Origin of the sequence: Escherichia sp. MOD1-EC6162, assembly GCF_002965125.1 — a bacterium.
Classification (GTDB): domain Bacteria; phylum Pseudomonadota; class Gammaproteobacteria; order Enterobacterales; family Enterobacteriaceae; genus Escherichia; species Escherichia marmotae.
The window spans coordinates 73,547-87,916 of record NZ_PTSB01000012.1; the positions used below are offsets into that span (position 1 = coordinate 73,547).

The window sequence follows — 14,370 nt, forward strand, 5'->3', positions numbered from 1 at the left end:
TGCGCCTGAATATTGCGGAGAAAATGTATGGCCGGGAATGACCGCGAGCCAATTGGACGCAAAGGGAAACCGACGCGTCCTGTCAAACAAAAGGTAAGCCGTCGTCGCTACGAAGATGACGACGATTATGATGACTATGAGGATGAAGAACCGATGCCACGCAAAGGTAAGGGCAAAGGGCGTAAGCCTCGTGGTAAACGCGGCTGGCTATGGCTGCTACTGAAACTGGGGATCGTATTTGCGGTGTTAATCGCCGTTTACGGTGTTTATCTCGATCAAAAAATTCGCAGCCGTATCGATGGCAAGGTGTGGCAATTGCCAGCGGCAGTTTATGGTCGGATGGTAAACCTTGAGCCAGACATGACCATCAGTAAGAACGAGATGGTGAAATTGCTGGAGGCCACGCAATATCGTCAGGTGTCGAAGATGACCCGTCCTGGCGAATTTACCGTGCAGGCCAACAGTATTGAGATGATCCGCCGTCCGTTTGATTTCCCGGATAGTAAAGAAGGGCAGGTGCGTGCGCGTCTGACTTTTGAGGGCGATCATCTGGCGACTATTGTCAATATGGAGAACAACCGTCAGTTCGGTTTCTTCCGTCTTGATCCGCGTCTGATCACCATGATCTCCTCACCAAACGGCGAACAGCGTCTGTTTGTGCCGCGTAGTGGCTTCCCGGATTTGCTGGTAGATACTTTGCTGGCGACAGAAGACCGTCATTTCTACGAGCATGATGGTATCAGTCTCTACTCCATTGGACGTGCGGTGCTGGCGAACCTGACCGCCGGGCGCACGGTGCAGGGGGCGAGTACGCTGACTCAACAGTTAGTGAAGAACCTGTTCCTCTCTAGCGAACGTTCTTACTGGCGTAAAGCGAACGAAGCCTATATGGCGTTAATCATGGATGCGCGTTACAGCAAAGACCGCATTCTTGAGCTGTATATGAACGAGGTATATCTCGGTCAGAGCGGTGACAACGAAATCCGTGGTTTCCCGCTGGCAAGCCTGTACTACTTTGGTCGTCCGGTAGAAGAGTTGAGCCTTGATCAGCAGGCGCTGTTAGTCGGTATGGTGAAAGGTGCGTCTATCTATAACCCGTGGCGCAACCCGAAACTGGCGCTTGAGCGACGTAACCTGGTACTGCGTCTGTTGCAACAGCAGCAGATTATTGATCAAGAACTCTACGACATGTTGAGCGCACGTCCGCTGGGCGTACAGCCGCGCGGTGGGGTGATCTCTCCGCAGCCTGCCTTTATGCAACTGGTGCGCCAGGAGTTGCAGGCGAAACTGGGCGATAAAGTGAAAGATCTCTCTGGCGTGAAGATCTTCACTACTTTTGACTCGGTGGCTCAGGACGCGGCAGAAAAAGCCGCCGTGGAAGGCATTCCGGCACTGAAGAAACAGCGTAAGTTGAGCGATCTGGAAACGGCGATTGTGGTTGTTGACCGCTTTAGCGGTGAAGTTCGCGCGATGGTCGGTGGCTCCGAACCGCAGTTTGCGGGTTACAACCGTGCGATGCAGGCGCGTCGTTCGATTGGATCACTGGCAAAACCAGCGACCTATCTGACGGCCTTAAGCCAGCCGAAAATCTATCGCCTGAATACGTGGATTGCCGATGCGCCAATCGCGCTGCGTCAGCCTAACGGTCAGGTCTGGTCACCACAGAACGATGACCGCCGTTATAGCGAGAGCGGCAGAGTAATGTTGGTAGATGCGCTGACCCGTTCGATGAACGTGCCAACGGTGAATCTGGGGATGGCGTTAGGGTTACCTGCGGTAACGGACACCTGGATTAAACTGGGCGTGCCGAAAGATCAGTTGAATCCGGTTCCGGCAATGTTGCTTGGGGCGCTGAACTTAACGCCAATCGAAGTGGCGCAGGCATTCCAGACTATCGCCAGCGGCGGTAACCGTGCGCCGCTTTCTGCATTGCGTTCAGTCATTGCCGAAGACGGTAAAGTGCTCTATCAGAGCTTCCCGCAGGCGGAACGCGCAGTTCCGGCACAAGCGGCGTATCTGACGCTATGGACCATGCAGCAAGTGGTGCAACGTGGTACTGGTCGCCAATTGGGAGCGAAATACCCGAATCTGCACCTGGCGGGCAAAACCGGGACTACCAACAACAACGTTGATACCTGGTTTGCGGGCATTGACGGCAGCACGGTGACCATCACCTGGGTTGGCCGCGATAACAACCAGCCGACTAAGTTGTACGGTGCCAGCGGGGCGATGTCGATTTACCAGCGTTATCTGGCTAACCAGACGCCAACGCCGCTGAATCTTGTACCGCCGGAAGATATCGTGGATATGGGCGTCGACTACGACGGCAACTTTGTTTGCAGCGGTGGAATGCGTATCTTGCCGGTCTGGACCAGCGATCCGCAATCGCTGTGTCAACAGAGTGAGATGCAGCAGCAGCCGTCAGGCAATCCGTTTGATCAGTCTTCTCAGCCGCAGCAGCAGCAACCTGCTCAACAAGAGCAGAAAGACAGCGACGGCGTGGCGGGCTGGATTAAGGAAATGTTTGGTAGTAATTAACATTTAACTGTGACCTACCGGATGGCGTGCCGCCATCCGGTAAAATAACATCCTTCCAAAAGCATTAACCCTTTCTTTTCATCTGATTGTTTATTGACCCTTTGGTTGCTTCTCTGATGGGTACTGCTTGCCATCGTCTCGCCGTTTCGAATATTATTTCATCTTTATAATAATCATTCTCGTTTACGTTATCATTCACTTTCACTTTACATCAGAGATATACCAATGGCGCGTTACAAAACTGCTCAGCCAAAACACTCGCTGCGTAAAATCGCAGTCGTAGTAGCCACAGCGGTTAGCGGCATGTCTGTTTATGCACAGGCAGCGGTTGAACCGAAAGAAGAGACTATCACCGTTACCGCTGCACCTGCGCCGCAAGAAAGCGCATGGGGGCCGGCAGCCACTATTGCGGCGCGACAGTCAGCCACCGGTACTAAAACAGATACGCCGATTCAAAAAGTACCGCAGTCTATTTCTGTGGTCACAGCCGAAGAGATGGCGCTACACCAGCCGAAGTCAGTAAAAGAAGCGCTTAGCTATACGCCGGGAGTTTCGGTCGGTACGCGTGGTGCGTCCAACACTTATGACCACCTGATCATCCGTGGTTTTGCTGCAGAAGGCCAAAGTCAGAATAACTATCTGAACGGCCTGAAGATGCAGGGTAACTTCTATAACGATGCGGTTATCGATCCGTATATGCTTGAGCGCGCTGAAATCATGCGTGGTCCTGTTTCCGTGCTTTACGGGAAAAGCAGCCCGGGTGGCTTGTTGAATATGGTCAGCAAGCGCCCGACTACCGAACCGCTGAAAGAAGTTCAGTTTAAAGCCGGTACTGACAGCCTGTTCCAGACTGGTTTTGATTTCAGCGATGCGCTGGATGATGACGGCGTTTATTCTTATCGTCTGACCGGTCTTGCGCGTTCTGCTAATGCCCAGCAGAAGGGCGCAGAAGAGCAGCGTTATGCTATTGCTCCTGCGTTCACCTGGCGTCCGGACGATAAAACCAATTTCACCTTCCTTTCTTACTTCCAGAACGAGCCGGAAACGGGCTATTACGGCTGGTTGCCGAAAGAGGGAACCGTTGAGCCGCTGCCTAACGGTAAGCGTCTGCCGACCGACTTTAACGAAGGTGCGAAGAACAATACCTATTCTCGTAACGAGAAGATGGTGGGCTACAGCTTCGACCACGAATTTAACGACACCTTTACGGTGCGTCAGAACCTGCGTTTTGCTGAAAACAAAACCTCGCAAAACAGCGTTTATGGCTACGGTGTCTGCTCCGATCCGGCGAATGCTTACAGCCAGCAGTGTGCAGCTATAGCACCTGCGGATAAAGGTCACTACCTGGCGCGGAAATACGTTGTTGATGATGAGAAACTGCAAAACTTCTCTGTTGATACCCAGTTACAAAGCAAATTCGCCACTGGCGATATCGACCATACTCTGCTGACTGGCGTCGACTTTATGCGTATGCGTAATGACATCAACGCCTGGTTTGGTTACGACGACTCTGTGCCGCTGTTGAATCTGTATAATCCGGTGAATACCGATTTCGATTTCAATGCCAAAGACCCGGATAACTCCGGCCCGTACCGCATCCTGAATAAGCAGAAGCAAACAGGCATTTACGTTCAGGATCAGGCGCAGTGGGATAAAGTACTGGTCACTCTGGGCGGTCGTTATGACTGGGCAGAGCAAGAATCGCTTAACCGCGTAGCGGGAACGACTGACAAACGTGATGACAAACAGTTCACCTGGCGTGGTGGTGTTAACTATCTGTTTGATAACGGCGTAACACCGTACTTCAGCTATAGCGAATCGTTTGAACCTTCTTCTCAGGTCGGGAAGGATGGTAATATTTTCGCACCGTCTAAAGGTAAGCAGTACGAAGTCGGCGTGAAATACGTACCGGAAGATCGCCCAATCGTGGTGACGGGTGCACTGTATAATCTCACCAAAACTAACAACCTGATGGCAGATCCTGAGGGTTCATTCTTCTCGGTTGAAGGTGGTGAGATCCGCGCGCGTGGCGTAGAAATCGAAGCAAAAGCGGCGCTGTCGGCAAGTGTTAACGTGGTCGGTTCTTATACCTACACCGATGCGGAATACACCACCGATACTACCTACAAAGGTAATACGCCTGCGCAGGTGCCAAAACACATGGCTTCTCTGTGGGCTGACTATACCTTCTTTGACGGCCCACTTTCTGGCCTGACGCTGGGTACTGGCGGTCGTTATACTGGCTCCAGCTACGGTGATCCGGCTAACTCCTTTAAAGTGGGAAGTTATACGGTAGTTGATGCGTTAGTGCGTTATGATCTGGCGCGAGTTGGTATGGCTGGCTCCAACGTGGCGCTGCATGTTAACAACCTGTTCGATCGTGAATACGTCGCCAGTTGCTTTAACACCTATGGCTGCTTCTGGGGCGCAGAACGTCAGGTCGTTGCAACCGCAACCTTCCGTTTCTAATTTTCGCTTTGGGCACGGATTTCCGTGCCCGCTTCACAAGTTGGCTGTTATGCAGGAATACACGAATCATTCCGATACCACTTTTGCACTGCGTAATATTTCCTTTCGTGTGCCGGGGCGCACGCTTTTGCATCCGCTGTCGTTAACCTTTCCTGCCGGGAAAGTGACCGGCCTGATTGGTCACAACGGTTCAGGTAAATCCACACTGCTCAAAATGCTGGGACGTCATCAGCCGCCGTCGGAAGGCGAGATTCTTCTTGATGCCCAGCCGTTGGAAAGCTGGAGCAGTAAAGCCTTTGCCCGCAAAGTCGCTTATTTGCCGCAGCAGATTCCTCCGGCTGAAGGGATGACCGTGCGCGAACTGGTGGCGATTGGTCGCTATCCGTGGCACGGCGCGTTGGGGCGATTTGGCGTGGCAGATCGCGAAAAGGTCGAAGAAGCCATCGCTCTTGTCGGCTTAAAACCACTGGCGCATCGGCTGGTGGATAGCCTTTCTGGCGGTGAACGTCAGCGAGCGTGGATCGCCATGCTGGTGGCGCAGGATAGCCGATGCCTGCTGCTGGATGAACCGACCTCGGCGCTGGATATCGCTCATCAGGTTGACGTGTTGGCGCTGGTGCATCGTTTAAGCCAGGAACGCGGCCTGACGGTGATTGCTGTGCTGCACGATATCAATATGGCGGCGCGTTACTGTGATTATCTGGTCGCCCTGCGCGGCGGTGAAATGATTGCTCAGGGAACGCCTGCGGAAATTATGCGCGGCGAAACCCTCGAAATGATTTATGGCATCCCGATGGGTATTTTGCCGCATCCGGCGGGTGCCGCACCTGTGAGTTTTGTTTATTGATGAGCGGCTTACCTCTTCTTTCGCGTCGTCGACTGTTAACGGCGATGGCGCTTTCTCCGTTGTTATGGCAGATGAATACCGCTCGCGCGGCGGCGATTGATCCGCATCGTATTGTGGCGCTGGAGTGGTTGCCGGTGGAACTGCTACTGGCGCTCGGCATCATGCCTTACGGTGTGGCGGACACCATTAACTATCGACTGTGGGTCAGCGAACCGCCATTACCGGAATCGGTGATTGACGTTGGTTTGCGTACAGAACCTAACCTCGAACTACTGACCGAAATGAAACCGTCGTTTATGGTCTGGTCGGCAGGATATGGCCCTTCGCCAGAAATGCTGGCACGCATTGCACCGGGGCGCGGATTTAACTTCAGCGACGGCAAACAGCCACTGATGATGGCGCGTAAGTCACTGACGGAAATGGCGGATTTGCTCAACCTGCAAAGTGCGGCAGAAAAGCATTTAGCGCAATATGAAAAATTTATCCGCAGTATGAAACCCCGCTTTGTAAAGCGTGGAGCGCGCCCGTTATTGCTGACGTCGCTTCTCGATCCGCGCCATATGCTGGTCTTCGGTCCAAACAGCTTGTTCCAGGAAATTCTCGATGAGTACGGTATTGTGAATGCATGGCAAGGGGAAACCAACTTCTGGGGCAGCACCGCGGTCAGTATTGATCGTCTGGCGGCGTATAAAGATGTTGATGTGCTGTGTTTTGATCACGATAACAGTAAGGACATGGACGCGTTAATGGCGACGCCGCTGTGGCAGGCCATGCCGTTTGTCCGTGCAGGGCGTTTTCAACGCGTACCCGCAGTTTGGTTCTATGGCGCGACGCTTTCGGCAATGCACTTTGTGCGCATTCTGGATAACGCCATTGGAGGCCAGGCGTGAGTAAACGAATTGCGCTTTTTCCGGCGTTATTGTTGGCGTTGCTGGTGATTGCCGCTGTGGTGCTCACCTGGATGAACTTCTCGCATGCGCTGCCGCGTAGCCAGTGGACTCAGGCAATCTGGTCGCCGGATATTGACGTCATTGAGCAGATGATTTTTCACTACAGCTTGCTGCCGCGTCTGGCTATTTCGCTGCTGGTTGGCGCGGGTCTGGGGCTGGTTGGCGTGCTGTTTCAGCAAGTGCTACGTAACCCGCTGGCGGAACCGACCACGCTTGGCGTCGCAACGGGCGCGCAACTGGGGATTACCGTCACCACGCTGTGGGCGATTCCTGGTGTGGCGGCAAGTCAGTTCGCCGCGCTGGCGGGGGCTTGTGTGGTTGGCTTAATCGTCTTTGGCGTCGCGTGGGGTAAACGCCTTTCGCCAGTGACGTTGATCCTCGCGGGTCTGGTCGTGAGCCTTTATTGCGGGGCAATCAACCAGTTACTGGTCATTTTTCATCATGACCAGTTGCAAAGCATGTTCCTGTGGAGCACCGGTACGCTGACGCAAACCGACTGGGGCGGCGTTGAACGTTTATGGCCGCAGTTACTGGGCGGCGTGATGCTGACATTGCTACTACTGCGCCCGTTAACCCTGATGGGGCTTGATGATGGCGTGGCGCGCAATCTGGGGCTGGCACTGTCGCTGGCGCGTCTGGCTGCGCTGTCTCTGGCGATTGTTATCAGCGCCTTGCTGGTGAACGCGGTCGGGATTATCGGCTTTATCGGTTTGTTCGCGCCGCTGCTGGCGAAAATGCTGGGCGCGCGTCGTCTGCTGCCGCGGCTGATGCTGGCGTCACTGATTGGGGCACTCATTCTCTGGCTTTCCGATCAGATAATTCTCTGGCTAACCCGCGTATGGATGGAAGTTTCCACCGGATCGGTCACTGCACTGATTGGTGCGCCGCTGCTGCTGTGGCTGCTGCCACGTTTACGCAGCATTAGCGCGCCGGATATGAAGGTTAACGATCGGGTCGCGATTGAACGCCAACATGTGCTGGCGTTTGCCCTTGCTGGTGGTGTGCTGCTGCTGATTGCCGTAGTGGTGGCGCTGTCGTTTGGTCGTGATTCGCAAGGCTGGACGTGGGCGAGTGAGGTACTGCTTGAGGATTTAATGCCCTGGCGCTGGCCGCGAATTATGGCGGCACTGTTTGCAGGCGTGATGCTGGCAGTGGCTGGCTGTATTATTCAGCGGCTGACCGGAAACCCGATGGCAAGCCCTGAAGTGCTGGGGATCAGCTCTGGTGCGGCGTTTGGCGTAGTGCTGATGCTGTTTCTGGTGCCGGGCAACGCCTTTGGCTGGTTGCTGCCCGCGGGAAGTCTCGGTGCGGCGGTGACGCTGTTGATCATTATGATCGCCGCCGGGCGCGGTGGATTTTCACCACATCGGATGCTGCTGGCGGGGATGGCATTAAGCACCGCGTTCACTATGCTGCTGATGATGTTGCAGGCGAGCGGCGATCCACGTATGGCGCAAGTGCTGACCTGGATTTCCGGTTCGACCTACAATGCCACCGATGCGCAGGTCTGGCGCACCGGAATTGTGATGGTGATTTTGCTGGCAATTACGCCGCTGTGCCGTCGATGGCTGACCATTTTACCGCTGGGTGGTGATACCGCACGAGCCGTGGGGATGGCGCTGACGCCGACGCGAGTTGCGTTGCTGATGCTGGCGGCCTGTCTGACGGCGACCGCGACAATGACCATTGGGCCATTGAGTTTTGTTGGTCTGATGGCACCACATATTGCACGGATGATGGGCTTTCGACGGACGATGCCGCACATTGTGATTTCGGCGCTGGTGGGTGGTTTGCTGCTGGTGTTTGCGGACTGGTGCGGGCGGATGGTGTTGTTTCCGTTCCAGATCCCGGCGGGATTATTGTCGACGTTTATCGGCGCGCCGTATTTTATTTATTTGCTGAGAAAGCAGAGCCGTTAATAAAATGCCTCGCCCGGTGGGCGAGGCAAAATCATCACAACTTAGCAAACACCCGACGTGCGGCATCGATGGTGTTATTGATATCTTCCATGCTGTGCGCCACGGACATAAAGCCCGCTTCAAACGCTGACGGTGCCAGGTAAACACCTTCGTCCAGCATCATATGGAAGAAACGCTTAAAGCGTTCCACGTCACAGGCCATTACGTCCTGATAACACGTCACTGACCCGGCATCGGTAAAGAAAATACCGAACATGCCGCCAACGTGGTTCACAACCAGAGGAATCCCCGCTTCTTCTGCCGCTTCCAACAAGCCTTCCGCCAGACGTGTTGTCAGCTCATCCAGTGTCTCGTGAACACCCGGCTGCGCGACTTCATTCAGACAGGCGAAACCGGCTGCCATCGCAATTGGGTTACCGGAAAGTGTACCCGCCTGATACACCGGGCCGGTCGGGGCCAGCGCATCCATCACATCACGACGGCCGCCGAAGGCACCAACAGGCATCCCGCCGCCAATGATTTTGCCCAGACAGGTGAGATCCGGCACGACACCGTAATAATCCTGTGCGCCCGCCAGCGCCACGCGGAAGCCGGTCATTACTTCATCAATGATTAGCAACGCGCCAAACTCGTCACACAGCGCGCGCAGACCCGGCAGAAACTCCGGCAACGGCGGAACGCAGTTCATGTTACCGGCTACCGGTTCAACGATAATACAGGCAATTTCTTCCGGGTACTGCTCAAACGCGGCGCGCACAGACGCCAGATCGTTATAGGTACAGGTTAAGGTATGTTTGGCGAAATCCGCCGGAACGCCCGGAGAGTTCGGTTGACCCAGCGTCAGTGCGCCAGATCCTGCTTTCACTAACAGACAGTCGGCGTGGCCGTGGTAACAACCTTCGAATTTAATGATTTTATCGCGGCCGGTAAAACCACGGGCGAGGCGGATAGCGCTCATCGTCGCTTCGGTGCCGGAGTTCACCATACGCACCATATCCATCGTCGGCACCAGTTCGGTCACCAGTTCCGCCATTTTTACTTCCATTTCGGTCGGCGCACCAAAGCTCAGACCGCGCCCGGCGGCTTCAATTACTGCGTTACGGATCGCCGGGTGGTTATGGCCCAGCACCATCGGCCCCCAGGAACCGACATAATCGATATACGCTTTGCCATCAACATCGTACAGATAAGCGCCGTCCGCTTTTTCGATAAACAGTGGAGTGCCGCCCACGCCGGTAAAAGCGCGAACAGGGGAGTTCACACCGCCAGGGATCAGCTCGCGCGCTGCGCTGTAAAGATTTTCAGACTTACTCATGGAGGGTTCCTGATTCGTAGAAAAAGTGAATGGCTGCTATTCTATGTTATTCATAACAAGTTAAATACTCGTCAAGCATCAGGTTGCTTGTACTGCGGCAACCCGGATTTCTAAGAGTATAAAAGTTTTGCGCATTTGAAACATTACGCTTTGCAAAGGATTTTCATCGAACGAGCGAGTAGAATGCCGTCATCTTATTTGTATGACCAATAAGTGATCATTGGATGAAAACTGATACACCCTCTTCTGAAATACCGCAGGCTGCGCGTCTGCGACGCAGACAACTGATTCGTCAACTTCTTGAGCGCGACAAAACGCCATTAGCTATTTTGTTTATGGCTGCGGTTGTCGGCACCCTTGTCGGGCTGGCGGCAGTAGCTTTTGACAAAGGCGTCGCCTGGTTGCAGAACCAACGTATGGGCGCGCTGGTACATACTGCCGATAATTACCCACTTTTGTTGACCGTCGCTTTTCTCTGTTCGGCGGTGCTGGCGATGTTCGGTTATTTTTTGGTGCGCAAATACGCGCCGGAAGCAGGTGGTTCAGGTATTCCGGAAATTGAAGGCGCGCTGGAAGATCAACGTCCCGTCCGCTGGTGGCGTGTATTGCCGGTGAAGTTCTTTGGTGGTCTGGGAACGCTGGGCGGTGGCATGGTGCTGGGACGCGAAGGGCCAACCGTACAGATCGGCGGTAACATTGGCCGCATGGTGCTTGATATTTTCCGCATGAAAGGTGATGAAGCTCGTCACACGTTGCTGGCAACCGGTGCGGCGGCGGGGCTGGCGGCGGCCTTTAACGCGCCGCTCGCGGGCATTCTTTTTATTATCGAAGAGATGCGTCCGCAATTCCGCTATACGCTAATTTCGATTAAAGCGGTATTTATTGGCGTCATTATGTCGACCATTATGTACCGGATATTTAATCACGAAGTCGCGTTAATTGACGTAGGTAAACTCTCTGATGCGCCGCTCAATACGCTCTGGCTTTATCTGATCCTCGGTATTATTTTTGGTATCTTCGGCCCTATTTTTAATAAATGGGTGCTGGGGATGCAGGATTTGTTGCACCGTGTGCACGGCGGCAATATCACGAAATGGGTGCTGATGGGCGGTGCGATTGGCGGCCTGTGTGGCTTGCTTGGTTTCGTTGCGCCAGAAACTTCGGGCGGCGGTTTTAACCTGATTCCTATCGCGACAGCAGGGAATTTCAGCATGGGAATGCTGATTTTTATTTTTGTTGCGCGGGTGATCACCACACTGCTCTGCTTTTCTTCTGGTGCACCGGGCGGTATTTTCGCCCCGATGTTGGCGCTTGGTACGGTTTTGGGAACGGCATTTGGCATGGTCGCTACGGAACTGTTTCCGCAATATCACCTTGAAGCAGGGACATTTGCTATTGCTGGAATGGGCGCGTTACTGGCGGCATCCGTTCGTGCGCCGCTAACCGGGATAATATTGGTACTTGAGATGACAGATAACTATCAGCTCATTTTGCCAATGATTATTACTGGTCTTGGCGCAACACTATTAGCACAATTTACCGGCGGAAAACCGCTATACTCAGCGATTCTTGCCCGCACGCTGGCAAAACAGGAAGCGGAACAACTGGCGCGAAGCAAGGCCGCGGCTGCCAGCGAGAATACTTGAACGAAATACCAGGGTATTAGATAATGGCGCTTATTATTGGGTTAGAATTTGCCCAATTGCCGATGTCGTTTGGAGCAAAATATGAGTGATGACGTAGCACTGCCGCTGGAATTTACCGACGCAGCAGCCAACAAAGTTAAAAGCCTGATCGCTGATGAAGATAACCCGAATCTGAAGTTACGCGTGTATATCACTGGTGGCGGTTGCAGCGGCTTCCAGTATGGTTTCACCTTTGATGATCAGGTGAACGAAGGCGATATGACTATCGAAAAACAGGGCGTAGGCCTGGTGGTTGACCCGATGAGTCTGCAATACCTGGTCGGCGGTTCCGTTGACTATACCGAAGGTCTGGAAGGTTCACGTTTCATCGTGACCAACCCGAACGCGAAAAGCACCTGCGGTTGCGGTTCTTCCTTCAGCATCTAATCTGCTTTTAATATGCCGGATAACCTATCCGGCATATCTTCTCTTCAACGTCCATTATCATCCAGTGCAAACGTCGGTAGTTTAAGATGCCAACGGATAGCTGCCAGCCGAATCAATAGCGTTACAACCATCCCCATCATACTGGCTGTTTCCAGCGGTACGGAGAATGTGTAATGGGCTGTAGCGTGGACAATACCGCCGATAATGCAGGCCGTCGCGTAGATTTCTGTGCGTAATATCATCGGGATTTCACGCGCCAGTACATCCCGGATGATCCCGCCGCCAACGCCGGTGATCACCCCCATACAAACGGCAATCAGTGGGCCTGCTTCCGCATTAAAGGCTTTGTTGACACCAATACCAACAAACACAGCCAGGCCAACCGCGTCAAGCACAGGCAGCATCCATTTTGGTAAGCGTCTTGGCTGGCGTACCAGAACGATAGTCAACATACTGGTCACCATCGCGACGACCAGGTCTGTGGGATCTTTCACCCAAAATACCGGACCGTGATCCAGCGCCATGTCGCGAATTGTCCCGCCACCTACTGCGGTAACCACGCCCAGAACCAGGACGCCAAAAGGGTCCATACGCAATTTTCCGGCCAGCAAAACGCCGGAGATGGCAAATACCGCTGTGCCGACTATATCCAGCCAATAGACGAGCATTTCTCAATCCCCACTGAGCACCTGAAAATATCAGGCGCTAATCCACCTGTGAAAGCGCATTACAGAGTTGTTGTGCAGCGAGGATAATACGTGGGCTTGCGCGTTCAAACCAGTCGCTCGTGAGAGGAATAACGGGAATTTTGAGCTGTTCGCCCCAGTATTGCTTTATTTTAGGAATTTTATCCGCTCCGCCCGTGATGACAATAGCCTGTGGGGCGCGTGCTAATACCTGTTCGCGGCTAACCTGCGGCCAGGGAACCCGGCTGTCTTTAAAGATGTTTTCTCCGCCGCAAACTTCCAGCACCTGGTTCTGAATCGACTCTTTTCCGCTGGTGAACGGCGGATTAATGCCGAATTGTAAGAAAACACGTTTTTTAGGTTTATCAGCATATTGCGCTTTCAGTTGCGCATACTGTTCCAGTAAGGTTTGCGCGGCTTGCCCGGCTTTGTCTGGCTGCGGGCTCCAGGGTGCCAGTTGGCGTAGCGCATCAGCAATTTGTTCAATGCTTGTCGCATCGACCCACATCACTTTTATTCCCAGCGAAATCAGTTGGTCAACCTGCCGCTCGGCATTGCCCCCGCGCCAGGCAATCACCAAATCGGGCTTCAGCGCCACGATGCGCTCCAGATTCATCCCCTGCCAGGTGGAAACCTGCTCAATCTTCCGGGCTTCTGGTGGATAGTCGGAATAACTGCTGACCCCTACCGGGGTGATCCCGGCGGCAAAGGCAAGTTCAGTGTTGGCGGGAGAAAGAGTGATAACGCGCGGCGCGGCGTTGAGCCACAGCGGCGCGAGAAAAGACAGGGCGACCAGCGCCCTGAACAGTGACTTAGCCATGAGTCAGTTTCTGCACCAGTGACTCAACCATCAGGCTGGACTGTTTGGCTGCAACGGCCAGAAATTCGTCGAAGCTGAGATGAGACTGCTGATCGGCCACGTCAGAGATGGCGCGTACCACCACAAACGGTACGTTAAAATTGTGGCAGACATGAGCGATAGCCGTCGCTTCCATCTCTACCGCAATGGCTTGCGGGAAGTTGTGACGGATTTTCGCCAGAGCAACGGAGCCGTTGATGAAAGCGTCACCACTGACAATCAGACCGCGCACGGCGTTAAGATTCAGTTCGGCAATGCAGGACTCGGCAGCCGCGATCAATTTATCATCAGCTTTGAAGCCTGCCGGGCAGCCAGGTAGCTGACCGTATTCGTAGCCAAATGCCGTCACGTCGGCGTCGTGATAACGTGTTTCGTCAGAGACAACGATATCGCCTACTTTCAGCGTTGATGCCAGCCCCCCCGCAGAACCGGTGTTAATAATCACATCTGGCTTGCAGTGCTCCAGCAGTAGAGTCGCACCCAGCGCCGCAGCGACTTTACCGATACCCGATTTCAGAAGCGCAACCTCGGTTCCGTTCAGTTGACCCGTGTAGATTTCACAGCCACCCAGGCGGAGAGTTTGACGGTTTTCGATTTTGTCACGCAGCAGCGTAACTTCTTCTTCCATTGCACCAATGATGCCGATTTTCATAGATTTACTCGCGATAAGCCCGATTTGAGGGCATAGTTTATCATGCGCTTAAGGGGAAGCGTA

Annotated in this window: 13 protein-coding genes; 9 read left to right on the forward strand and 4 right to left on the reverse strand. The window is 53.8% G+C overall.

Features of this window, described 5'->3' with window-relative positions:
- The first annotated feature begins 27 nt into the window (after positions 1–27).
- The 5 genes from mrcB to fhuB all read left to right on the forward strand — a co-directional run bounded on the left by mrcB (position 28) and on the right by fhuB (position 8,723).
- Positions 28–2,538, forward strand: a complete 2,511-nt coding sequence (gene mrcB, locus A9587_RS12190; protein WP_016262885.1) for a bifunctional glycosyl transferase/transpeptidase — start codon at positions 28–30, stop codon at positions 2,536–2,538.
- A 225-nt stretch (positions 2,539–2,763) separates the two neighbouring features.
- Positions 2,764–5,007, forward strand: coding sequence for a ferrichrome porin FhuA (fhuA, locus tag A9587_RS12195; RefSeq protein ID WP_105263340.1), 2,244 nt, complete (start codon positions 2,764–2,766; stop codon positions 5,005–5,007).
- 49 nt (positions 5,008–5,056) lie between these two features.
- On the forward strand, positions 5,057–5,854 hold the full coding sequence (gene fhuC, locus A9587_RS12200) for a Fe3+-hydroxamate ABC transporter ATP-binding protein FhuC (protein ID WP_001158928.1): 798 nt from the start codon (positions 5,057–5,059) through the stop codon (positions 5,852–5,854).
- Complete coding sequence (fhuD, locus tag A9587_RS12205; protein WP_010378052.1) at positions 5,854–6,744, forward strand: Fe(3+)-hydroxamate ABC transporter substrate-binding protein FhuD; 891 nt, start codon at positions 5,854–5,856, stop codon at positions 6,742–6,744. The genes fhuC and fhuD overlap by 1 nt, the downstream gene beginning before the upstream one ends.
- The gene (fhuB, locus tag A9587_RS12210) at positions 6,741–8,723 is read left to right on the forward strand and encodes a Fe(3+)-hydroxamate ABC transporter permease FhuB (protein ID WP_105263339.1); all 1,983 of its coding nucleotides are present in this window, start codon (positions 6,741–6,743) and stop codon (positions 8,721–8,723) included. The genes fhuD and fhuB overlap by 4 nt, the downstream gene beginning before the upstream one ends.
- Before the next feature lie 34 nt (positions 8,724–8,757).
- Here the strand turns inward: fhuB and hemL are convergent, their stop codons facing one another.
- A complete protein-coding gene (gene hemL, locus A9587_RS12215; protein WP_000045318.1) occupies positions 8,758–10,038 on the reverse strand; it encodes a glutamate-1-semialdehyde 2,1-aminomutase in 1,281 nt (426 codons plus the stop codon).
- Between the two features lie 165 nt (positions 10,039–10,203).
- On the opposite strand from hemL, the gene A9587_RS25030 reads away from it, so the two are divergent.
- Genes A9587_RS25030 through erpA form a run of 4 tightly spaced genes read left to right on the forward strand, consistent with a single transcriptional unit; the run spans position 10,204 to position 12,110 of the window.
- Complete coding sequence (locus A9587_RS25030) at positions 10,204–10,251, forward strand: hypothetical protein (RefSeq protein WP_214678600.1); 48 nt, start codon at positions 10,204–10,206, stop codon at positions 10,249–10,251.
- 11 nt (positions 10,252–10,262) lie between these two features.
- Positions 10,263–11,684 (forward strand): H(+)/Cl(-) exchange transporter ClcA, encoded by a 1,422-nt coding sequence (clcA, locus tag A9587_RS12220; RefSeq protein WP_000845418.1) that lies wholly within the window; start codon positions 10,263–10,265, stop codon positions 11,682–11,684.
- Between the two features lie 23 nt (positions 11,685–11,707).
- On the forward strand, positions 11,708–11,773 hold the full coding sequence (gene yadW / locus A9587_RS24465) for a small protein YadW (RefSeq protein WP_122983118.1): 66 nt from the start codon (positions 11,708–11,710) through the stop codon (positions 11,771–11,773).
- The gene (gene erpA / locus A9587_RS12225; protein ID WP_001295564.1) at positions 11,766–12,110 is read left to right on the forward strand and encodes an iron-sulfur cluster insertion protein ErpA; all 345 of its coding nucleotides are present in this window, start codon (positions 11,766–11,768) and stop codon (positions 12,108–12,110) included. The genes yadW and erpA overlap by 8 nt, the downstream gene beginning before the upstream one ends.
- A 44-nt stretch (positions 12,111–12,154) precedes the next feature.
- Here erpA and A9587_RS12230 read toward each other — a convergent pair whose 3' ends face one another.
- From A9587_RS12230 to mtnN, 3 genes are read right to left on the reverse strand one after another with little or no spacing between them, the layout of a single operon-like run.
- Positions 12,155–12,778, reverse strand: coding sequence for a TRIC cation channel family protein (locus A9587_RS12230; protein ID WP_000964219.1), 624 nt, complete (start codon positions 12,776–12,778; stop codon positions 12,155–12,157).
- A 37-nt stretch (positions 12,779–12,815) separates the two neighbouring features.
- Positions 12,816–13,616 carry a vitamin B12 ABC transporter substrate-binding protein BtuF gene (gene btuF / locus A9587_RS12235; protein ID WP_001129924.1) on the reverse strand — a complete coding sequence of 267 codons (801 nt, stop codon included), beginning with the start codon at positions 13,614–13,616 and terminating at the stop codon, positions 12,816–12,818.
- Positions 13,609–14,307 (reverse strand): 5'-methylthioadenosine/S-adenosylhomocysteine nucleosidase, encoded by a 699-nt coding sequence (gene mtnN, locus A9587_RS12240; RefSeq protein WP_000689856.1) that lies wholly within the window; start codon positions 14,305–14,307, stop codon positions 13,609–13,611. The genes btuF and mtnN overlap by 8 nt, the downstream gene beginning before the upstream one ends.
- Positions 14,308–14,370 lie beyond the last annotated feature (63 nt).

Coding starts and splice junctions, on each gene's coding strand:
- mrcB (WP_016262885.1), top strand. CDS start 28: ATGGCCGGGAATGACCGCGAGCCAATTGGACGCAAAGGGAAACCGACG.
- fhuA (WP_105263340.1), top strand. CDS start 2,764: ATGGCGCGTTACAAAACTGCTCAGCCAAAACACTCGCTGCGTAAAATC.
- fhuC (WP_001158928.1), top strand. CDS start 5,057: ATGCAGGAATACACGAATCATTCCGATACCACTTTTGCACTGCGTAAT.
- fhuD (WP_010378052.1), top strand. CDS start 5,854: ATGAGCGGCTTACCTCTTCTTTCGCGTCGTCGACTGTTAACGGCGATG.
- hemL (WP_000045318.1), bottom strand. CDS start 10,038: ATGAGTAAGTCTGAAAATCTTTACAGCGCAGCGCGCGAGCTGATCCCT.
- clcA (WP_000845418.1), top strand. CDS start 10,263: ATGAAAACTGATACACCCTCTTCTGAAATACCGCAGGCTGCGCGTCTG.
- erpA (WP_001295564.1), top strand. CDS start 11,766: ATGAGTGATGACGTAGCACTGCCGCTGGAATTTACCGACGCAGCAGCC.
- A9587_RS12230 (WP_000964219.1), bottom strand. CDS start 12,778: ATGCTCGTCTATTGGCTGGATATAGTCGGCACAGCGGTATTTGCCATC.
- btuF (WP_001129924.1), bottom strand. CDS start 13,616: ATGGCTAAGTCACTGTTCAGGGCGCTGGTCGCCCTGTCTTTTCTCGCG.
- mtnN (WP_000689856.1), bottom strand. CDS start 14,307: ATGAAAATCGGCATCATTGGTGCAATGGAAGAAGAAGTTACGCTGCTG.